Origin of the sequence: Pseudobutyrivibrio ruminis DSM 9787 (assembly GCF_900218035.1) — a bacterium.
In the GTDB taxonomy this organism is placed as follows: Bacteria; Bacillota; Clostridia; order Lachnospirales; family Lachnospiraceae; genus Pseudobutyrivibrio; species Pseudobutyrivibrio ruminis.
Window position 1 is genome coordinate 94,518 of sequence record NZ_OBMR01000008.1, and the last position, 20,808, is coordinate 115,325.

Genomic DNA, 20,808 nt, shown 5'->3' on the forward strand with positions numbered 1-20,808 from the left:
TAAAGGAGGTTTGTTTTATGGCAACACCACATAATGAAGCGAAAAAAGGGGATTTCGCCAAGACAGTACTTATGCCAGGCGATCCATTACGAGCAAAGTTTGTAGCAGAAAATTTCTTAGAGGATGTAAAATGTGTTAATACAGTTCGTAACTGCCTTGGTTTTACAGGAACATACAAGGGAGTACCAGTATCTGTAATGGCTAGTGGTATGGGTATGCCTTCAATCGGTATCTATTCATACGAGCTTTATGCTTTCTACGATGTAGAAAACATCATCCGTATCGGTTCTGCAGGAAGCTACACAGATAAGCTTAACGTTCTTGATGTAGTTATCTCTGAGAGCGCATATTCAGACAGCACATTTGCTAAGTACACAAATGGCGTAGAGGAGAAGACTCTTTACCCAAGCAAGAAGATCAACGATATCGCTATTGCAAAGGCTAAGGAGCTTGGTATTGATGCAAAGGTTGCAAAGGTACACTCTGCAGATCAGTTCTATACAGCACCAGAAATGGGTGGATGGCAGGCAGTTAAAGAGCGCTGCCAGTGCGATTGCGTAGAAATGGAAAGCTTTGCTCTTTTCAACAACGCAAACATGCTTGGAAAGAACGCTACATGTATGCTTACAATCTCTGATTCTTTCGTTACATCTGAGGAAATCCCAGCTGAGGATCGTCAGAAGTCATTCACAGAGATGATGAAGCTTGCGCTTGAGACAGCTATTGCGCTTTAATTTAATATGAGTATTATGAAGTCACTTTTAATAGTGACTTCATTTTTTTAGGGGGAATTACGATGGGACAGATTAGTATTACATCAAAGTTTTGGGGAAGATATCGCGGACTTGTAAGAACAGAAATGATTCCTTTTCAGTGGAGCGTTTTAAACGACCAGGCGGATATCGTTATTGAGAAGGAAAGAAACGACGATTCAATCCCAAACGAGAAAAGCCATGCAATTGCTAATTTTAAAATTGCAGCAGGACGAGAAAAAGGAACACATTATGGTTGGACTTTTCAGGACAGTGATGTGTATAAATGGTTGGAGGCCGTAGCATACTCCCTTAGGGAAAAAATGAATCCTGAGCTTGAGGCTAAAGCACTGGAAGTTATTGATTTAATAGCTGACGCCCAAGAGGATGACGGATACTTAGATACTTACTTTTCAATCTTGGGATTGGATAGTAGATACAAAAGATTAGCAGGCAGCCATGAGCTATATTGTATGGGGCATTTTATTGAGGCTGCAGTGGCTTATCATGATGCTACAGGAAATGAAAAAGTACTTAATGTAGCAAAGAAATGTGCTGATAATATTGATGCGAACTTTGGGCCAGAGGACGGAAAAATTCATGGCTATGATGGTCATGAGGAAATCGAAATAGGCTTGCTGAGATTATACAGAGCAACAGAAGAAAAACGCTATTTGAATTTGGCAAAGTACTTCTTGCTTGAAAGAGGAAAGAATCCTCAGTTTTTCAAAGACCAGGCAAAGGAATATGATGGCCCTAATGCGTTAAATGGAATTGAAAACCTGCCTGACACATATTTCCAAAATCATAAACCAATTCTTGAACAGGAAACTGCTGAAGGTCATGCAGTAAGACTGGTATATATGTGTACAGCTCTTGCTGATTTAGCGGCAGAAACAGGTGACAAAGAAATATTCAAGGCATGCAAGCGTCTGTGGAAAGACGTAGTTGAAAAGCGCATGTTTATTACAGGTGGAATAGGCTCAACAGTAATAGGCGAGTCTTTTACACTGGATTATGATTTGCCAAATGACACTATGTACTGCGAGACTTGCGCGGCTATCGGTCTTATTTTCTTTGCAAGACAAATGCTTAGAATAGAGCCAAATAGTGAATATGCAGAAGTTATGGAACGAGCTCTTTACAATTGTGCTTTGGCAGGTATGGCTTTGGATGGTAAACACTTCTTCTATGTAAACCCTCTGGAAGTAAATCCTAAAAAGTCAAAGCTAGATCCTACCAAAAGCCATGTAAAACCTGTACGTCCAGCATGGCTTGGATGTGCTTGTTGTCCACCAAACCTTGCAAGAATGATTACATCTTTGGATGACTATATATACACGGTGCAAGCAGGTGGAGTTTTGCTTAATCAGTACATTGATTCAGACTCTCATATTAAAGTTGGAAACAACTATGTGGAAATAATTCAAGAGACAGAGTTCCCTTGGGACGAGGCTGTAAAGGTATCTGTAAAGAATTCAGGTGTAGATGCCATAAGATTTGGTATAAGAATTCCAAGCTGGGCAGATGAAAAGTGTCTTATAGTTGATGGAAAAGAAGTACCTATAAATGCTGAACAGGGCTATCATTATCTGGATATGGAAGCTAATGGAAAAGCCAGCATAGTTCTAAAGTTTAAGATGTCTGTAAGACGTTATTACTGTAATCCACTTGTATCTGAGAATAATGGCAAGGTTGCAATTGGACGTGGCCCTTTCATCTATTGCATCGAAGGAGTCGATAATGGTGACAATCTAAATAATATCAGTTTACCTGCTGACAATAAGCTTGAATATCATTTCGACGAGAAACTTTTGAATGGTGTAGGGGTTATTGAAAGCGAAGCTGAAAGACTTGTAGTTGATAACGGTAATTCACTCTACTTCACAGAAACAATAAAGAAGGAAAACGCAAAGATTAAGTTTATTCCATATTATGCATGGGCAAATAGAGGCGAAAACGAGATGCAGGTATGGATTAGAGAATAATAGCATGTTCGAATTTATAATAAATTTTCACATGCATAGACACAATTTGGAAACCGCAATTTAAAATTGCGGTTTCCTTTTTAACGAAAATAAGCCATTTCTTGATAATTATTTAACGAGCGGAGTGTGAGAATTGAGTAACTTGATGATGAATATTCTGAAAGTTACCATTTACATGGTAAAGTATGACAAAAATTCTCATTGAAATGAAATTGGAGTTGTGTTAATATTTTCACAACGACGGCGAGAGGTGAGCGCTTTTTTTTTGAAGAGGTTCGTTAAAAAATTAACAGTTTTAAAAGCTGATAATTGTGGAATTTTAACAAAAGAAGGTACTTATCTATACCGAAAACAAATTATTTCTACAAAGGAGAAAGAAAAAGATGGGAAAAAAAGTAGTTATTGCTAGCGCATGTAGAACAGCCATTGGTACAATGGGCGGATCACTTAGCAACACTCCAGCAGTAGACTTAGGTGCTATCGTAATTAAGGAAGCAGTTAAGAGAGCTGGAATCAAGCCAGAGGACGTAGAGCACGTATACATGGGATGCGTTATCCAGGCAGGTTTAGGACAGAACGTTGCTCGTCAGGCAGCTATCAAGGCTGGTCTTCCAAACGAGACAACAGCTGTTACTACAAACGTTGTTTGTGGTTCAGGTCTTAACTGTGTAAACCAGGCAGCTCAGATGATCATCGCTGGTGACGCTGATGTTGTTGTAGCTGGTGGTATGGAGAACATGTCACTTGCTCCATTCGCACTTCCAAATGGTCGTTTTGGTTACAGAATGACATGGCCATCAAACAGCCAGGGTGCTTTAGTAGATACAATGGTAAAGGATGCTCTTTGGGATGCATACAATGATTACCACATGATCAAGACAGCTGATAACGTAGCTGAGCAGTGGAAGCTCACAAGAGAAGAGCTTGATGAGTTCGCAGTAAACTCTCAGAACAAGGCTGTTGCAGCTCAGGAATCTGGTGCATTCAAGGATGAGATCGTTCCTGTAGAAATTAAGAAGAAGAAGGAGACAATCCTTTTCGATACAGATGAAGGCCCAAGACCTGGAACAACAATGGAAGGTCTTGCTAAGCTTAAGGCTCTTTATCCAAACGGAGTTGTTACAGCTGGTAATGCTTCAGGTATCAACGATGGTGCAGCAGCACTTGTTGTTATGTCTGAGGAGAAGGCTAAGGAACTTGGTGTTAAGCCACTTGCTACATGGGTAGCTGGTGCACTTGGCGGATGCGCTCCAGAAATCATGGGTGTTGGTCCAGTTCCAGCAACAAAGAAGGCTCTTGCTAAGGCAGGTCTTACAATTGATGATCTTGATGTATACGAAGCAAACGAAGCATTTGCTGCTCAGTCAGTAGCAGTTGGTAAGGAGCTTGGCTTCGATCTTAACAAGCTCAATCCAAACGGTGGTGCTATCGCTCTTGGACATCCAGTAGGAGCTTCAGGTGCTCGTATTCTTGTAACATTACTTTACGATATGATTCACAACCCAGAGTACAAGAAGGGTCTTGCTACTCTTTGCATCGGTGGCGGAATGGGTTGCGCTACTATCGTAGAGAAGTACGAGGGTTAATTTAGTAAAGTAAAGAAGTCAGTAGCAGACAAGCTCTTGGTGTTACTCAAGGAGCCAATCTCGCGACGGAGTAATACCAAGGCTTGTAGGCGTAACTGACAGCATAAACTAGGAGGATTAAACAAATGAAAGTAGGCGTAATTGGCGCAGGTACAATGGGCCAGGGCATTGCTAAGGCATTTGCTATGGTTGATGGTTATGAAGTAGCTCTTTGTGATATTAAGCAGGAGTGGGCAGAAGGCGGAAAGGACAAGATTGCTAAAGGTTATGCAAGACTTGTTGAAAAAGGCAAAATGGAGCAGGCAGCTGTAGATGCTATCTTAGCTAAGATTACTCCAGGTCTTAAGGAAGACCTTTGCAAGGATTGCGACCTCATCGTAGAGGCTGCTTTCGAGAATATGGAAGTTAAGAAGACAACATTCAAGGAGCTTGACGAAATCGCTAAGCCTGAGTGCATCTTCGCTTCAAACACATCTTCACTTTCTATCACAGAAATCGGAAATGGTCTTAACCGTCCAATGATCGGTATGCACTTCTTCAATCCTGCAGATAGAATGAAGCTCGTAGAAGTTATCGCTGGTGTTAACACACCTGCTGAGACAGTTGATGCTATCAAGAAGATTTCTGAGGAAATCGGAAAGACTCCTGTACAGGTTAACGAGGCTGCTGGTTTCGTAGTAAACCGTATCCTTATCCCAATGATCAACGAAGCTGCTTTCATCAAGATGGAAGGTGTTTCTGATATCGCTGGTATCGATGCAGCTATGAAGCTTGGTGCTAACCATCCAATGGGACCACTTGAGCTTGGTGATTTCATCGGTCTTGATATTTGCCTTGCAATCATGGACGTTCTTTACAACGAAACAGGTGACAGCAAGTATCGTGCTTGCCCACTTCTTCGTAAGATGGTTCGTGGTGGTAACCTTGGCTGCAAGTCTGGTAAGGGATTCTACGTATACAACGCAGACCGTACAAAGACTGCTGTAGATGCTCAGTAAGAGCAATATTTTTGCGAAGCAAAGGTATTGCCACGACGCACTCCCTTTTGCGAAGCAAATCATAAATGAGTGCGTCTTCCCGTTAGGGATTAATATATTATAAGGAGAAAAATCATGGATTTTACATTAGATAAAAAGCATGAGATGGCTAGACAGTTATTCAGAGATTTCGCTCAGAATGAAGTTAAGCCAGTTGCTCAGGAAATTGATGAGACAGAGTGCTTCCCACGTGAGAACGTTGAGAAGATGATGAAGTATGGCTTCATGGGTATTCCAGTACCAAAGGAGTACGGCGGACAGGGATGTGATGTTCTTACATACATCATGTGCGTAGAGGAGCTTTCAAAGGTTTGCGGTACAACAGGTGTTATCGTTTCAGCACATACATCACTTTGCTGCGATCCTATTCTTACATATGGTACAGAAGAGCAGAAGCAGAAGTACTTAGTTCCACTTGCAAGTGGTAAGAAGCTTGGTGCATTCGCACTTACAGAGCCAGGCGCTGGTACAGATGCTCAGGGTGCTCAGACAAAGGCTGTTGAAGATGGAGATTCTTGGGTACTTAACGGTTCTAAGTGCTTCATCACAAACGGTAAGGAAGCTGACATCTACATCGTTATCGCAGTTACAGATATCGTTGAAGATGCTAAGGGACGTAAGTCTAAGAAGTTCTCTGCATTCATCGTAGAGAAGGACACACCAGGATTTACATTCGGTACAAAGGAGAAGAAGATGGGTATCCGTGCTTCTTCTACATACGAGCTTATTTTCCAGGATTGCCGTATTCCAAAGGAGAACCTCCTTGGACAGAGAGGTAAGGGATTTGGTATCGCTATGCACACACTTGATGGTGGACGTATTGGTATCGCTGCTCAGGCTCTTGGTATTGGTGAAGGCTCAATCGACGCGACAATTGATTTCGTAAAGGAGAGAAAGCAGTTTGGTCGTCCAATCGCTGCATTCCAGAATACATCATTCCAGCTTGCTGATATGAAGGCTCGTATGGATGCTGCTAAGTATCTTGTTTACAAGGCTGCTTGCACAAAGGATCAGTATTTTGTTGATCACAAGACAAGCTACTCTGTAGAAGCTGCTGAGGCTAAGCTTTTTGCTGCTGAGGCTGCTATGGCTGTTACTACAAAGGCTGTTCAGCTCCACGGTGGTTACGGTTATACAAGAGAGTACGATGTTGAGCGCATGATGCGTGATGCAAAGATTACAGAAATTTATGAGGGAACATCTGAGGTTCAGAGAATGGTTATCTCTGGCTCAATGCTCAAATAATTTTGATTAGTAGCATTTAAGTTAAAGGAGATTAAATACATGAATATCGTAGTATGTATTAAACAGGTTCCTGATACAAAGGGCGGCGTTAAGTTTAACCCAGATGGAACTCTTGATAGAGCAGCTATGCTCGCAATTATGAATCCTGATGACAAGGCAGGCCTTGAGGCTGCTCTTCGTATCAAGGATGAGACAGGTGCAAAGGTTACAGTTCTTACAATGGGACTTCCTAAGGCAGATGATATGCTTCGTGAAGCTCTTGCTATGGGCGCTGATGAAGCAGTACTTGTTACAGATAGACGCCTCGGTGGCGCAGATACATGGGCTACATCTTCAACAGTTGCAGCTGCAGTAAAGAAACTTGATTATGATCTTATCATCACAGGTCGTCAGGCTATCGATGGTGATACAGCTCAGGTTGGTCCACAGATCGCTGAGCACCTTGGCCTTCCAGTTATCTCTTATGCAGAGGACATCAAGGTTGAAGGAAACAGCGTAATCGTTAAGCGTCAGTATGAAGACAGATATCATGAGATTAAGGCTCAGATGCCATGTCTTATTACAGCTCTTTCAGAGCTCAACGAGCCACGTTATATGACTCCAGGCGGAATCTTTGATGCTTATGATAAGGAAGTAACAGTATGGGGCCGTGATGATCTTACAGATCTTGATGATGCAAACATCGGTCTTGCTGGTTCTCCAACAAAGATTGCAAAGGCTTCTGATAAGGTACGTAAGGGTGCAGGCGAGAAGGTTGCACTTGATCCTAAGGAGTCAGTAGAATATATCGTTGGCAAGCTTAAAGAAAAGCATGTAATTTAATAAGAGGAGGCAAATATAATGTCATTAGAAGAATACAAGGGCGTAGCTATATTCGCTCAGCAGGTTGATAATAAACTTAGCTCAATTGCCTTCGAACTTATCGGTAAGGCACATGAGCTTGCAGCAGATTTAGGAACAGATGTAACAGCAGTAGTACTTGGTTCAGGCATTGCTAACCTTGCAGATGAGCTCGCTGAGTACGGTGCAGACAAGGTTGTTGTTATTGATGATCCAGCACTTGAAACATATCGTACAGAGCCATATGCACAGGCTCTTACAGCTTATATTAATGAGTACAAGCCAGAAATCATGCTCGTTGGTGCAACAGCTATCGGTCGTGATCTTGGTCCTACAGTTTCAGCTAGAGTTAAGACAGGTCTTACAGCTGACTGTACATCACTTGAGATTGGTGATTTCCCACTTCAGGCTAGAGAAGGTCAGGAGCAGAAGCACAATCAGCTTCTTATGACTCGTCCAGCATTCGGTGGAAACACAATCGCTACAATCGCATGCCCAGACAACCGTCCACAGATGGCTACAGTTCGTCCAGGTGTTATGCAGAAGCTTGAAAAGCAGGCAGGTCGCAAGGCAGAAGTTATTAACTTCAAGCCAGAGCTTAAGGAAAACAATAGATTTGTTGAGATTCTTAACATTGTAAAGAACGTTGCAACAACAGTAGATATCATGGATGCAAAGATCCTTGTATCTGGTGGTCGTGGAGTTGGTTCTCCAGAGAACTTCAAGCTCCTTGATGATCTTGCAGAGGTTCTTGGTGGTACAGTATCTTGCTCACGTGCAGTAGTAGATGCTGGTTGGAAGCCAAAGGATCTTCAGGTAGGTCAGACAGGTAAGACAGTTCGTCCTAACGTTTATTTCGCAATCGGTATCTCTGGTGCTATTCAGCATACAGCAGGTATGGAAGAGTCAGATATCATCATCGCTATCAATAAAGATGAGACAGCTCCTATCTTTGACGTAGCTGATTACGGTATCGTTGGAGATCTTAACAAGATTCTTCCAGCTCTTACAGAGGCACTCAAGGCTGAGGTTGCTTCAAAATAATTCCTTTAAGGGCAATATCTATTCTTTTAGAAGTATAGATTTTTCCTATAATTTCTTTCTTTAATTTTATGAGGGCAAGTCCATGTGGGCTTGCCCTCAAGCTTTTATTTTATACGGTAAAGTGCTACAATCATCCTATGAATAATTCAAAAAAAATCGATATGATCCATGGCCCGCTCTTGGGCAAATTAATTATCTTTACAATACCTATTATTTTGTCAGGTGTTTTGCAACTTCTTTTTAATGCAGCTGATGTAATAGTAGTGGGTCGTTTTGCCGGCGAAGCGAGTCTAGCAGCCGTAGGTTCCACAGGTTCTCTTATAAATTTAATGACTAATTTGTTTATTGGTATGTCCGTTGGTGCAAATGTATGCGCAGCTCAGTTTTATGGCGCAAATCACCATGACGACGTTAAAAAGACAGTTCATACAAGCACTGCTTTTTCATTGATTTGTGGCGTATTTCTTGTATTTGTTGGATTGTTTTTGGCCAGACCTATACTTGAGATAATGGGGTCACCTGAAGATGTTATTGGTTTGGCTGCATTGTATGTTCGTATATATTTTATTGCAATGCCAGCTATCATGCTGTACAACTTCCTGGCAGCAATTCTTAGGGCAGCAGGAGATACAACTCATCCTCTTGTTTTCCTTACTATTGCCGGAGTTGTAAATGTTATTTTAAATCTTATATTAGTTATTTGTTTCAATATGGGTGTCGCAGGAGTTGCTATTGCCACTGCCACATCTAGCTATATCTCTTGTTTCCTATTAGTTGGGTTCTTTATGAAGCAAGAAGATGCATTACGACTTGAGTTTTCTAAGATTAAAATAGATAAGAGAATATTAAATCGTATTATAAGAATTGGATTACCTGCCGGAATTCAGGGAACAGTCTTCTCTCTGTCTAATGTTGTTATTCAGTCGGCAATCAATTCATTTGGTACTGCGGTAATAGCTGGATCGTCAGCTGCTGCCAGCATCGAAGGCTTTGTATATGTATCAATGAACTCAGTATCTCAAACTACTGTTACCTTTGTTGGTCAGAACTATGGAGCCGGAGATGAGCATCGTGTTAAGAAAGTAATATTTGAGACACTTGGAATTGTAATGGTTGTTGGTCTTGCTATGGGCAATTTAGCCTACCATTTTGCAACTCCACTGCTTGGTATATACACAGACAGTGCAGATGCAATAGCAGCCGGAACACTGCGTCTTTTCTGGGTTTGCTGTCCATATTTCCTTTGTGGAGTCATGGATACACTAACAGGTGGGCTGAGAGGATTGGGACGTTCTACAGTTCCAATGATAGTGTCGTTGTTGGGAGCATGTGTAACCAGATTAATCTGGATTGCCACATATTTCCATGTTCATCATACACAATCAGTATTGTTTTTCTCATACCCTGGAAGCTGGCTGTTGACACTTAGTGTCCACAGCATCTGCCTCGTAGTGGTATATCGCGGTTGGGTAAAGCGTAAAGCGTCCGAGGTACGAATTTAAATCATGGATTAATAAACGTTAAGCGACAAAAACTTTACACTAAATGAGCCTGTAGCTAACAAGCTATGATAATTCTAAAGCGAGAAATGCTCGAGCGTAGAATTATCATGCTTGTGAGCGTGACAGGCGGACTAGGGGGTTAGTTATGTATTGGAAAGAAATGCTTGGAGCTATTGCTAAGCCTAGTAAGGATGGAAAGACATATGAGTTGAGCACGGATTACAAGTTTGAAGGCTTGTTAGAGTATCCACGTCCTCAGCTCCAGCGCAAATCTTATATTAATTTAAATGGCCAGTGGGACTATCGAATTATAAATGGTAAGGGACAAGTATGCAGTTCGGGCAGTATACTTGTCCCTTTTTCACCAGAAACTAAGCTTTCTGGTACGGATATGCACATCCTTCTTCCGGAGGAAACCTTGGAATACACAAAGGTGTTTGAGATAGATAAGGTGAAAAAATCTAAGCATTTGTTACTTCATTTTGGAGCGGTAGATCAGGTGGCTCATGTGTCTTTAAATGGCATTAATTTAGGCTCCCATGAAGGTGGATTTACTACATTTACCTTTGATATCACAGATTACGTTGTAGAGGGAAATAACGAGCTAAAAGTTAAGGTTAGGGACTATACAGACAGAATTGGATATGCTAGAGGAAAACAAAGCATTGAGCCATCAGGCATGTGGTATACAGCACAAAGCGGCATATGGCAGACAGTATGGATGGAATGGGTGCCAGATGCTTTTGTGACGGATTTAAAGATTAATCCAGACATTGATGGAAATAAGCTAAATATGATAATAAAGGTGTCTGAAATAAAGGGACATCTGGATATATCATCCTCAAATCAAGATTTAATAAAAGAGTACAAGGTTGATAATATCAAGGATGATAAGCTTTATGTGACTATAGAACTTAATCAGTATCAGCTGTGGTCACCAGAAGACCCGGTACTTTACTTTTTAAATATAAGCTATGGCAAGGATAGCTTTTCTACATACTTTGCCATGAGGCATTTTGGTGTGGCTAGGGACGAAAAGGGAATTCCTCGCCTTACCTTGAATCATAAGCCTTATTTTATGAATGGTATATTGGATCAGGGGTACTATCCTGAGAGCCTTATGACACCGCCATCTGATGCAGCCATGATAAACGATATTGAAACCATCAAATCATTGGGCTTCAATATGATTCGTAAACATTGCAAGATTGAACCAATGCGCTGGTACTTCCATTGTGACAGGCTAGGAATGATTGTATGGCAGGATATTGTCAATGGCGGCACAAAATACGATATGAACATGATTTGCAATATTCCTACAGTGGTGCGTCCATTTGGTAATGCAAAGGATAAAAACAGACTTTTCCTTAGATTTACCGGTAGAAATACTGAAAAATCTAAGGAAGTATGGTTTAAAGAATGCAGGGAAATGATGCATCAGCTTTATAATGTACCTTCATTAGGCCAGTGGTGTTTGTTTAATGAGGGATGGGGCCAATTTGATGCTGCAGGTTGCCTTGATTTTGCCAAAGAAATCGATGATACAAGGCCTATTGATGCAGCTTCAGGCTGGTTCCATGAAGGTTGTGGAGATGTGTTCTCTGAGCATGTTTATTTTGAAGAATTAAAGGTAAAGCGAAACAGAAGACCTTATGTTATCTCTGAATATGGCGGATATTCTCTTAAAGTGGGGACTCACGTGAAGAGAGACGCTGTTTATGGATACAAAAAATATCAACAGCAACATGAGTTGCAGAATGCTTACGATGAACTTATGGCAAAAATAAAGTCCCTCCAGGAAGAGGGACTAAGTGCTGCTGTATTTACTCAAGCTACTGACATCGAAGATGAGGTTAATGGCTTGATGACTTATGACAGGAAGGTGCAAAAACTGTATTAAACCAGCTTTGAGGGAAAGCCATACCAAAGATGATTCCCATTACGATTGCACCTGCTGTTTTGATGGTGGATAACCCGTAAGAACCGAAGGTTTCCATGTTGTTCATAATTAAATAGTAAGAAGTATAGTAAATTCCGGCACCAGGTACCAGTGGGAATATTCCCGCTATAAGGTACACGGTGACGGGATTTTTTCTTTTTACAGCCAGTGAACGTGAAAACAGTGTAAGGAACAAAGAACCTATCATGTTTCCAAGTGTTGGTGCTCCAAGGACTGTGGATATTATAGAGTAGGATATCCAGCCAATCGCTCCGGAGAGTCCACAAAATAGAAGCTCTGACTTTGGTGCGGAAAAAATCATTGCAAATGCTAAGGTGGCTACCATAGCTATTATAAATTGAATAATGTAATCAGCTATCATTAGATGTAAGCACCTCCTCCTATGAAATGAGCAAAGGTGATTACAACACCAACTCCTACAGCAATACAGAAGGCTGTAAGAAGGGCGTCTATGAGTCGAATAGAGCCAGACAAATAGTCGCTGTTGATAAAATCACGAATGCTGTTAGTAAGAGGAATACCGGGCACTAATGGCATAATTGCACCGATGATTATTTTGTCGTAGTGAACAGGAAGCCCTACTGCATAAAAGAGAATAGCAGTGAGGGATATAACCATACTTGCTAGTACGTTGGTAATTGTTTTGGAATTACCCATGCGTGCTTCAAAATGAAGGAATAATCTAAGGACTGCACCAACTATGCAGGCGATTAAGGCATCTAAAACTGTTCCTCCATATAGATAAGAAAATCCACCACATCCAATGGCAGTAGCAATTATCAACATTGGAAAATTGTAGGATGGAATTCGTTTACATTCTTCCAGCTTTGCCCATGCTTCATCTAGTGTGATCTCTTTTGAACAGACTTCACGGCATAAAGCATTCAGCCCAGCGATACGTCCTAAGTGGGTTGGATACATCGGTACATGTCTGATCATTGAGCTGGCGTGCTCGGTAACCTCATCTGCACTTGCAAATATTCCGTTACTCAATACATACACATCACAGTCTGTAATATCATATGAATTTAAAATGGCGAGGACACTGTCCTCGACCCTGTAAACCTCTGCTCCATTTCTAAGAAGAATGTCTCCTAGTTCCACAGCAAAGGACAATACTTTTTTTGTATCTGACATTGTTGCTCCCTAAAATAAAAATTCTACATTGATTATCCATTATTAATAGAAGTTTTTCAACCAAATGTGTAGTTATTTACAATTGTGGATAACTTTTGGGGAAAACTTTGTTCGTTGAAATGTGTATCACTAAAACGTTATCGCCCATAAAATCAACGTTTGTTGGCATTTTGGTTGAGTGCAATTTGTGGATAAATATGTTAATAACATGGAAAATAGAAGTTATCCTCAACTGAAAAAAATCCATTGTGGAAATTGTGGATAAGTCAAGTTGCTGGTTGAGACTAATATCAACAACGTATTATTTATTAATGTTTTCTTAAATAAACCTATGAATTGTAGGGCATTTAAGGTAATTGTGATATAATGTTTGACGGATTACAGAAATTAGGAGGTCTAATAATGGCAGAGAAAGAAACATGTGCTTCAGCTAGTTCTTGTAGCAGAGGCTCTTGTGAAGGCTGTCCATCTGCAGAGGCAGCAAAAAAAGGTGTTAGAAATACAGCATTTTTAGAAGAACAGAATAAGAATTCTAATATAAAACATGTTATCGGAGTTGTATCTGGTAAGGGTGGAGTTGGTAAATCATTAGTTACATCTTCACTTGCTGGTGTTATGGCTAGAGCAGGCTATAGCGTTGGTATTCTTGATGCAGATATCACCGGTCCATCTATTCCAAAGATGTTTGGTGTACACGGCCCAGCTATGGCTAACGATGATGGTACATTCCCAGAGGTTGCTGAGGATGGTACAAAAATCATGTCTATCAACCTCATGCTTGAGGATGAGGAAGCTCCAGTTATCTGGAGAGGTCCAGTTATCGCAGGTGTTGTAAAGCAGTTCTGGACTGACACACAGTGGGGTGATATAGATTACTTATTCGTAGATATGCCACCAGGAACAGGTGATGTTCCTCTTACATGCTTCCAGTCACTTCCTGTAGATGGAATTGTTATTGTAACAAGCCCACAGGAATTAGTACAGATGATTGTTAAGAAGGCATACAACATGGCAGATATGATGCACATTCCAGTGCTTGGCCTTGTTGAAAACTACTCATATATTTCATGCCCAGATTGTGGAAAGAAAATCGAAATCTTTGGTGAAAGCCACATTGATGAGGTTGCAGCAAGCCTTAATATTCCAGTACTTGGCAAGATGCCAATGGATAGAGCTTTCGCAACAGCTGCAGATGCAGGACGCATCTTCGATATGCCTAATAACTACCTTGTTAAGGCACAAGATGTATTAGAGAAGCTTTAGATTTTAGATGAGCTAGTATGTGTAACTAGCGGAATAAAATATTAAAAGGAGAATTAATTATGGTACAGAATCCAGTAGTTACAATTGAAATGGAAAATGGCGATATCATGAAAGCTGAGCTTTATCCTGAAATCGCTCCAAACACAGTTAATAACTTTATTAGCTTGATTAACCACAACTTCTATGATGGAGTTATCTTCCATAGAGTTATCAAGGGCTTTATGCTTCAGGGTGGAGATCCAGACGGAACAGGTATGGGCGGCCCAGGATACTCTATCAAGGGTGAGTTTACAAGCAACGGCTTTAAGAATGATTTAAAGCATGAGCCAGGTGTACTTTCAATGGCTCGTACAATGATGCCAAACTCAGCAGGTAGCCAGTTCTTCATTATGCACAAGAATAGTCCACATCTTGATGGCGACTATGCTGCATTTGGTAAGGTTATCGAGGGTATGGATGTTGTTAACAAAATCGCTGAGACAGATACAGACTGGTCAGATAGACCTCTTAACGAGCAGAAGATGAAGAAGGTTACTGTTGAGACTTTCGGAGTTGAGTATCCAGAGCCTGAGAAGTACTAATTATTAGCTTTGTTAAAACAACTATTGCCACAATCATAATGTTGTGATATCATAGCGGCACGCGTTTTGCGTGTCGCTTTTTCATTTATTTCATTCATATCCCAATAATACTATGGAACTTAATAATTTAAGGCTTTGTTTTGCTTTATGGATAGGTGTAGAGGCTATTTCTATACTTGCTGCCATTTGCCATAAACACAGAAGTAATAAGGCTTTTCGCATGAAACAGCTATATTTCAATAGAATGCTTTATTTAATGGAAAGAAAGGTGCAAAGGGAGAGCCTGCTTCAGGAATGCTACTTGAATACTACATCCTGTAAGCCATTACAAAGACTGCTATTTAAGGCTTTGAACCTACAGAATCCCAATAGCGGATTTAGATATATGACGAAAGCTTTATATTGTAAGCCTATTAAACTATTAAATGGGTATCTTATAAATAGCAAGGATAGAAAATTGACCAAAGACACAGTGGAGTACTTTCAAGATCAATTGGAATTGTGGATAACTTCTAGAAAAAAACTGCAAGAACATTTAAATACTAACAGGCTTATCTACATAATTGAAAAGACAATTTTTATGATTGCAAATTTGGCGTTATATTTTAGAAGTAGACTAAATATTACCCTGTTTATATTTATTGTTGTCAATACAATTGGCGTAGTTCTCTTCATTGTTCTGGATTATGAATGTGTTGTTGTAGATGAGGAATTCCGTGACAGAAAACTTGCAAGAAATAATACTATAGAAAAAAAGACCCTAAAACCAGCCCGCAGAATGAAAGAAATCTTTCAAACTGTAGCTAGTTTGGGTCTGATAATCAATGTAACTATGCTTGTGGAGCAGTATCTTGATAAGGTAATTTAATTCTAAGCTTTGTGATACGCTTCTTATCAACTGCAAGCACGCGAACTATGGTGCCATTTTCTGATACGTAGGTTTCACCGGCATTTGGAAAGTGATCAAAGGCTCCAACGATGTATCCGCCGATGGTATCATAGTCCTCGCTTGTAAATCCCAGAGGAATTATATTGCATAAATCTTCTAGATTCATTGAACCGAGAACCTGGTATTCTCTATCGTTTAGACGTACGATTGGGTCTTCCTCATCTTCATCGTACTCATCACGAATCTCGCCAACAATTTCTTCCAACAAGTCTTCCATAGTAATCATTCCGGATAAATCACCGTATTCATCCAACACTATGGAAACTGTTGTAGATTCTTCTCGCATCTCATCAAAAAGATCAGATACGTTTTTCATTTCATAAGTAAAGTAAACATCGCGAAGGTAGTTTCTAACAGAGAAGTCATCACCTGGAACAAGTCCAAGGAAATCCTTCATATTCACCATGCCGATAATTTTTTCACTGTCTGGCTCACAAACAGGAAGTCGTGTAAACATGTCTTCTTTAAAGACTGATATTAAATCATTATAAGAGATATCAGCGTCAACCATGGTCATATCGATACGAGGAATCATAACTTCTTTTGCACAAGCATCAGAGAAGTCGAACACTTTGTGTATCATGGTGCGCTCATCGCCTTCAATTTCACCACTTTGATGGCTGGCATCTACCATTATTCTAAGCTCATCCTCAGTTATAGTGTCATCCTTGAAATCAGGATCGATTCCAAAAAGCTTTATACAAAGTCCTGCCAGGAAATTAATTATTATAATAACTGGAGTAAGCAACCACATCAGTCCACTGATTATAGGTGCGAATAGAAGACTGAGGGATGTGGAATTAATAGTTGCTATAGACTTAGGAGTGATTTCGCCGAATATCAATATTAATAATGTAAGAATACCTGTAGCGATTCCTGCTCCGACACTGCCAAATATGTCTATTGCAAGGGTTGTTGCAAGGGAAGATGCTGACAGGTTAACAATATTATTTCCTATTAATATTGCCGATAGCATTTTTTTAGGACGGGTGACAACATTTAAAACTCTAGCAGCCTTTTTGTTGCCATCATCTGCCATAGTTTTCAGTTTGATTTTATTTACTGTTGTTAGTGCTGTTTCAGCTGATGAAAAGAAAGCGGAAAGGACTAACAATAATATGAGAATTATCAGTCTAATTAACAGGTGTGTATCCAATAATGTATGCTCCTTTTACCAAAAATATTATTTCGTCAGTTAATAACTAGAATTATACATATGGTAAAAAGTTGTTGCAAGGATAACCTACCCAAAGGACTTCATCTTTGCTAAAATGGATGCTATGAGAAAAAGAATTTTATGTGTATTACTAACTTTAATAATGACAGCATCCCTTGCAGGATGTGGTAAATATAGCCAGTCTGAAATCGACCTTAGAGATCAGGGAATTGAGCAGATGGATGCAGGAAACTACGAAGAAGCCATCACTCTTTTCGACCAGGCACTTGCCAAATCCATTGGTAAGGTTACTGATTTAGAGATAGACATTAACTATTACAAAGCAGCAGCTCAGTTCTCCGCAGGTTCATTTGACGATGCAGTAAAGACCTACACTTACCTTATCAAATATGATGGCGATAATTACGAGGCCTACTTCCTTAGAGGAAGCATTTATGCGACAGAAGGGGAAATCGGCGAGGCCATCACAGATTATGATGCTGCTGTAGCCATTGATGAAAAGAACTACCTATTATACATACAGATTTATGAAAACCTTAATTCTTTAGGTTACACGGATCAGGGATTGGTTTATTTAAACAATGCTTTGGATGTATCTGATAAATCAGCTAATGCAAAATACTACAAAGGCCGAATATACTACATGCTTGGTCAAAACGCTGACGCGCAGGAATACCTTCAGGCAGCAGTTGATAAAGATATAATAGAAGCAAAGCTTTATCTGGCAAAGCTATATCAGGATTCTGGGGACTATGATTCAGCACAGACTCTGCTAGAAGAGTATGCTGCATCAGATGAAGTTACCAGCAGCGCTCTTGCAGCACTAGGCGATATTGAGATGACAAATGGCAACTATGAAAACGCCTTAGGATACTATCAGGCAGGGTTGAGTCTGGATTCAATAGACAATATGTCTGAACTTATGAAGGGACAGGTTGCAGCACTTGAAAAGCTGGAAAGATACTCAGAAGCTAAGGATGTGTTGACACAATATCTTGAGAGTTATCCAAATGACGAAGAGGCATCAAAAGAGTTAATATTCTTGGAGACAAGATAAAATACGTAAAATGGGCACACTATATATGGTGTGTCCATTTTGTGTTAAAATACCAAATATTGTGTGTGTTGAAACGTGATTCTACTTAGAAAATAATCAAATTATTGGAAGCAATTTAGGTAATTATGACGAAAAGCACAATATCTAGTCTTTTTAAATTGAATATCACCCTATATTTTGATAACATATAAACAAGTCGAAAGTGCCTTGAAAGAAGGTGAAGGGGGAGTCCTTTTTTTGACATTATAAGGATACTAGAGAAAGGAATATTTGGTGAGTAGAATTGTTTGATGTTGTAAAAAGAGATGGACAAGTCGCAGAATTCAATTTAGGCAAAATTAACGATGCGATAGCAAAGGCTTTTGAAGCTACTGGAAAGGAATACAACGACGATATTATCGGATTATTGTCGCTTAGAGTATCGGCTGATTTCCAGAACAAAATTAAAGAAAGCAAGATCTCGGTGGAGGATATTCAGGACTCAGTAGAAAACGTACTTGAGCAGACTGGATATACAGATGTTGCTAAGGCATATATTCTTTACAGAAAACAGCGTGAAAAGATGCGCAACATGAAATCTACAGTTCTCGATTACAAGAATGTTGTAGATAGCTATGTTAAGGTTGAGGACTGGAGAGTTAAGGAGAATTCCACAGTTACATATTCTGTAGGCGGTCTTATTCTTTCAAACTCTGGTGCAATCACAGCTAATTACTGGCTTTCAGAGATTTATGATGAGGAAATTGCACAGGCACACCGCAATGCAGATATCCACATTCATGATCTTTCTATGCTTACAGGTTATTGTGCAGGTTGGTCACTTAAGCAGCTTATTCAGGAGGGCTTAGGTGGAATCACAGGAAAGATTACATCTGCTCCAGCAAAGCACCTTTCAGTACTTTGCAATCAGATGGTAAACTTCCTTGGTATCATGCAGAATGAGTGGGCTGGTGCTCAGGCATTCTCATCATTTGATACATATCTTGCACCATTTGTTAAGACAGACAACCTTTCATATCAGGAAGTTAAAAAGTGCCTTGAGGCATTTATATATGGTGTAAACACTCCATCTCGTTGGGGTACACAGGCACCATTCTCAAACATCACTCTTGATTGGACAGTACCTAATGACTTGGCAGAGCTCCCAGCTATCGTAGGTGGCAAGGAGCAGGATTTCAAGTACAAGGATTGCAAGAAGGAAATGGATATGGTTAACAAGGCATTCCTTGAAATCATGATCGAAGGTGATGCTAACGGACGTGGTTTCCAGTATCCAATTCCTACATACTCTATCACTAGTGATTTTGATTGGTCTGATACAGAAAACAACAGACTATTATTCGAAATGACAGCAAAGTATGGTACACCATACTTCAGCAACTACATCAATTCCGATATGGAGCCAAGTGATGTTCGTTCTATGTGCTGCCGTCTTCGTCTTGATCTTCGTGAGCTTCGTAAGAAGTCAGGTGGATTCTTTGGTTCAGGCGAGAGCACAGGTTCTGTTGGTGTAGTTACAATCAATCTTCCTCGTATTGCATACCAGGCAAAGGATGAGGCAGATTTCTATGCTAGATTGGACAAGCTTATGGATATCAGCGCACGTTCTCTTAAGATTAAGCGTGGCGTTATCACAAAGCTTCTTGATGAGGGATTATACCCATACACAAAGCGATACCTTGGAACATTCAACAACCACTTCTCTACAATCGGTCTTATCGGTATGAATGAAGTAGGTCTCAATGCCAACTGGCTTCGTGCAGATATGACTAGCAAGAAGACACAGGAGTTTGCAAAGGATGTCCTTAATCACATGCGTGAGCGTCTTTCTGATTATCAGGAGATGTACGGAGATCTTTACAACCTTGAGGCTACACCAGCTGAGTCAACAACATACCGTTTTGCAAAGCATGATAGAGAGCAGTTCCCAGATATCATCACAGCAGGTAAAGAAGGTGACACACCATTCTATACAAACAGCTCACACATGCCAGTAGAGTACACATCAGACATCTTTGATGCTCTTGATGTTCAGGATGAGCTCCAGACACTTTACACATCTGGAACAGTATTCCATGCATTTATTGGTGAGAAGCTTCCTACATGGGAATCAGCAGCAAATCTTGTACGTAAGATCGCTGAAAACTACAAGCTTCCATACTACACATTATCTCCAACATACTCAGTATGTAAGGACCATGGCTACATCGCTGGCGAGCACTACACATGCCCACACTGTGGCAAGACAGCAGAAGTTTACAGCCGTATCACTGGCTACTATCGTCCAGTACAGAACTGGAACGAGGGCAAGACACAGGAATACAAGAACCGTAAGCTTTACGATATTGCTGGCTCTGTATGCCGTCGTGCTGGAGAAAAGCAGGCAGCAAAGGCTGAACAGCCTGAAATCAACCTTGAGGTAGTTTCAGAGGAGCCTACAACAGGTGTTAAATACCTCTTCACTACAAAGACATGTCCAAACTGCGCAAGAGCAAAGGAAATCCTTGAGGATGAGGATTATATCCTTGTTGATGCAGAAGAGCAGGTAGATATGACAAAGAAATATGGTGTTATGCAGGCACCTACTCTTGTAGTAGTTAACGGCGATGATGTTAAACGTTATGCTAACGCAAGCAACATCCAGAAGTACGTTGATGAGAACTAAATAAAGATTTTAAAATGAAAAATAC

General features: G+C 40.3%; 17 protein-coding genes. 14 read left to right on the forward strand and 3 right to left on the reverse strand.

All coding sequences use genetic code 11. The annotated features are described in order from the left end of the window. Positions 1 to 17 precede the first annotated feature (17 nt). The 9 genes from deoD to CRN97_RS09300 all read left to right on the forward strand — a co-directional run bounded on the left by deoD (position 18) and on the right by CRN97_RS09300 (position 11,894). The gene (deoD, locus tag CRN97_RS09260) at positions 18 to 734 is read left to right on the forward strand and encodes a purine-nucleoside phosphorylase (protein WP_033151613.1); all 717 of its coding nucleotides are present in this window, start codon (positions 18 to 20) and stop codon (positions 732 to 734) included. 62 nt (positions 735 to 796) lie between these two features. After that, positions 797 to 2,740, forward strand: coding sequence for a glycoside hydrolase family 127 protein (locus CRN97_RS09265; protein ID WP_097076679.1), 1,944 nt, complete (start codon positions 797 to 799; stop codon positions 2,738 to 2,740). A gap of 383 nt (positions 2,741 to 3,123) precedes the next feature. Beyond that, complete coding sequence (locus tag CRN97_RS09270; protein WP_074790077.1) at positions 3,124 to 4,326, forward strand: acetyl-CoA C-acetyltransferase; 1,203 nt, start codon at positions 3,124 to 3,126, stop codon at positions 4,324 to 4,326. A gap of 125 nt (positions 4,327 to 4,451) precedes the next feature. After that, complete coding sequence (locus CRN97_RS09275; protein ID WP_074790079.1) at positions 4,452 to 5,324, forward strand: 3-hydroxyacyl-CoA dehydrogenase NAD-binding domain-containing protein; 873 nt, start codon at positions 4,452 to 4,454, stop codon at positions 5,322 to 5,324. A 114-nt stretch (positions 5,325 to 5,438) separates the two neighbouring features. Next, positions 5,439 to 6,608, forward strand: coding sequence for an acyl-CoA dehydrogenase (locus CRN97_RS09280; RefSeq protein WP_044935874.1), 1,170 nt, complete (start codon positions 5,439 to 5,441; stop codon positions 6,606 to 6,608). Between the two features lie 39 nt (positions 6,609 to 6,647). After that, positions 6,648 to 7,430 carry an electron transfer flavoprotein subunit beta/FixA family protein gene (locus CRN97_RS09285; protein ID WP_044935876.1) on the forward strand — a complete coding sequence of 261 codons (783 nt, stop codon included), beginning with the start codon at positions 6,648 to 6,650 and terminating at the stop codon, positions 7,428 to 7,430. Between the two features lie 18 nt (positions 7,431 to 7,448). Further along, positions 7,449 to 8,492: an electron transfer flavoprotein subunit alpha/FixB family protein gene (locus tag CRN97_RS09290; RefSeq protein ID WP_090395280.1), complete on the forward strand. Its 1,044-nt coding sequence runs from the start codon at positions 7,449 to 7,451 to the stop codon at positions 8,490 to 8,492. Positions 8,493 to 8,560: 68 nt separating this feature from the next. After that, positions 8,561 to 9,994, forward strand: coding sequence for an MATE family efflux transporter (locus tag CRN97_RS09295; RefSeq protein WP_097076680.1), 1,434 nt, complete (start codon positions 8,561 to 8,563; stop codon positions 9,992 to 9,994). 145 nt (positions 9,995 to 10,139) lie between these two features. Then, positions 10,140 to 11,894 carry a glycoside hydrolase family 2 protein gene (locus tag CRN97_RS09300; RefSeq protein WP_097076681.1) on the forward strand — a complete coding sequence of 585 codons (1,755 nt, stop codon included), beginning with the start codon at positions 10,140 to 10,142 and terminating at the stop codon, positions 11,892 to 11,894. Here the strand turns inward: CRN97_RS09300 and CRN97_RS09305 are convergent. Together CRN97_RS09305 and CRN97_RS09310 are read right to left on the reverse strand one after the other, a co-directional pair. Further along, positions 11,848 to 12,315, reverse strand: a complete 468-nt coding sequence (locus CRN97_RS09305) for a threonine/serine exporter family protein (RefSeq protein ID WP_097076682.1) — start codon at positions 12,313 to 12,315, stop codon at positions 11,848 to 11,850. The genes CRN97_RS09300 and CRN97_RS09305 overlap by 47 nt on opposite strands. Then, on the reverse strand, positions 12,315 to 13,091 hold the full coding sequence (locus tag CRN97_RS09310; RefSeq protein ID WP_044935885.1) for a threonine/serine exporter family protein: 777 nt from the start codon (positions 13,089 to 13,091) through the stop codon (positions 12,315 to 12,317). Before CRN97_RS09310 ends, CRN97_RS09305 begins: the two co-directional genes overlap by 1 nt. Positions 13,092 to 13,493: 402 nt before the next feature. On the opposite strand from CRN97_RS09310, the gene CRN97_RS09315 reads away from it, so the two are divergent. The 3 genes from CRN97_RS09315 to CRN97_RS09325 all read left to right on the forward strand — a co-directional run bounded on the left by CRN97_RS09315 (position 13,494) and on the right by CRN97_RS09325 (position 15,803). Further along, complete coding sequence (locus CRN97_RS09315; protein ID WP_097076683.1) at positions 13,494 to 14,354, forward strand: Mrp/NBP35 family ATP-binding protein; 861 nt, start codon at positions 13,494 to 13,496, stop codon at positions 14,352 to 14,354. Between the two features lie 59 nt (positions 14,355 to 14,413). Continuing rightward, the gene (locus CRN97_RS09320) at positions 14,414 to 14,935 is read left to right on the forward strand and encodes a peptidylprolyl isomerase (protein WP_097076684.1); all 522 of its coding nucleotides are present in this window, start codon (positions 14,414 to 14,416) and stop codon (positions 14,933 to 14,935) included. A gap of 112 nt (positions 14,936 to 15,047) precedes the next feature. After that, positions 15,048 to 15,803: a hypothetical protein gene (locus CRN97_RS09325; protein ID WP_143483260.1), complete on the forward strand. Its 756-nt coding sequence runs from the start codon at positions 15,048 to 15,050 to the stop codon at positions 15,801 to 15,803. On the opposite strand, the gene CRN97_RS09330 is transcribed toward CRN97_RS09325, so the two are convergent. Beyond that, a complete protein-coding gene (locus CRN97_RS09330) occupies positions 15,766 to 17,040 on the reverse strand; it encodes an HlyC/CorC family transporter (RefSeq protein ID WP_090478177.1) in 1,275 nt (424 codons plus the stop codon). The two genes, CRN97_RS09325 and CRN97_RS09330, sit on opposite strands and share 38 nt — an antisense overlap. Before the next feature lie 124 nt (positions 17,041 to 17,164). Here CRN97_RS09330 and CRN97_RS09335 point away from each other — a divergent pair, with 124 nt between their 5' ends. Together CRN97_RS09335 and CRN97_RS09340 are read left to right on the forward strand one after the other, a co-directional pair. Continuing rightward, the gene (locus tag CRN97_RS09335) at positions 17,165 to 18,118 is read left to right on the forward strand and encodes a tetratricopeptide repeat protein (RefSeq protein ID WP_179670729.1); all 954 of its coding nucleotides are present in this window, start codon (positions 17,165 to 17,167) and stop codon (positions 18,116 to 18,118) included. A 283-nt stretch (positions 18,119 to 18,401) separates the two neighbouring features. Further along, complete coding sequence (locus CRN97_RS09340) at positions 18,402 to 20,783, forward strand: ribonucleoside triphosphate reductase (protein ID WP_090478182.1); 2,382 nt, start codon at positions 18,402 to 18,404, stop codon at positions 20,781 to 20,783. Positions 20,784 to 20,808: the final 25 nt, after the last annotated feature.

Coding starts and splice junctions, on each gene's coding strand:
- deoD (WP_033151613.1), top strand. CDS start 18: ATGGCAACACCACATAATGAAGCGAAAAAAGGGGATTTCGCCAAGACA.
- CRN97_RS09265 (WP_097076679.1), top strand. CDS start 797: ATGGGACAGATTAGTATTACATCAAAGTTTTGGGGAAGATATCGCGGA.
- CRN97_RS09270 (WP_074790077.1), top strand. CDS start 3,124: ATGGGAAAAAAAGTAGTTATTGCTAGCGCATGTAGAACAGCCATTGGT.
- CRN97_RS09275 (WP_074790079.1), top strand. CDS start 4,452: ATGAAAGTAGGCGTAATTGGCGCAGGTACAATGGGCCAGGGCATTGCT.
- CRN97_RS09280 (WP_044935874.1), top strand. CDS start 5,439: ATGGATTTTACATTAGATAAAAAGCATGAGATGGCTAGACAGTTATTC.
- CRN97_RS09285 (WP_044935876.1), top strand. CDS start 6,648: ATGAATATCGTAGTATGTATTAAACAGGTTCCTGATACAAAGGGCGGC.
- CRN97_RS09290 (WP_090395280.1), top strand. CDS start 7,449: ATGTCATTAGAAGAATACAAGGGCGTAGCTATATTCGCTCAGCAGGTT.
- CRN97_RS09295 (WP_097076680.1), top strand. CDS start 8,561: ATGAGGGCAAGTCCATGTGGGCTTGCCCTCAAGCTTTTATTTTATACG.
- CRN97_RS09300 (WP_097076681.1), top strand. CDS start 10,140: ATGTATTGGAAAGAAATGCTTGGAGCTATTGCTAAGCCTAGTAAGGAT.
- CRN97_RS09305 (WP_097076682.1), bottom strand. CDS start 12,315: ATGATAGCTGATTACATTATTCAATTTATAATAGCTATGGTAGCCACC.
- CRN97_RS09310 (WP_044935885.1), bottom strand. CDS start 13,091: ATGTCAGATACAAAAAAAGTATTGTCCTTTGCTGTGGAACTAGGAGAC.
- CRN97_RS09315 (WP_097076683.1), top strand. CDS start 13,494: ATGGCAGAGAAAGAAACATGTGCTTCAGCTAGTTCTTGTAGCAGAGGC.
- CRN97_RS09320 (WP_097076684.1), top strand. CDS start 14,414: ATGGTACAGAATCCAGTAGTTACAATTGAAATGGAAAATGGCGATATC.
- CRN97_RS09325 (WP_143483260.1), top strand. CDS start 15,048: ATGGAACTTAATAATTTAAGGCTTTGTTTTGCTTTATGGATAGGTGTA.
- CRN97_RS09335 (WP_179670729.1), top strand. CDS start 17,165: ATGAGAAAAAGAATTTTATGTGTATTACTAACTTTAATAATGACAGCA.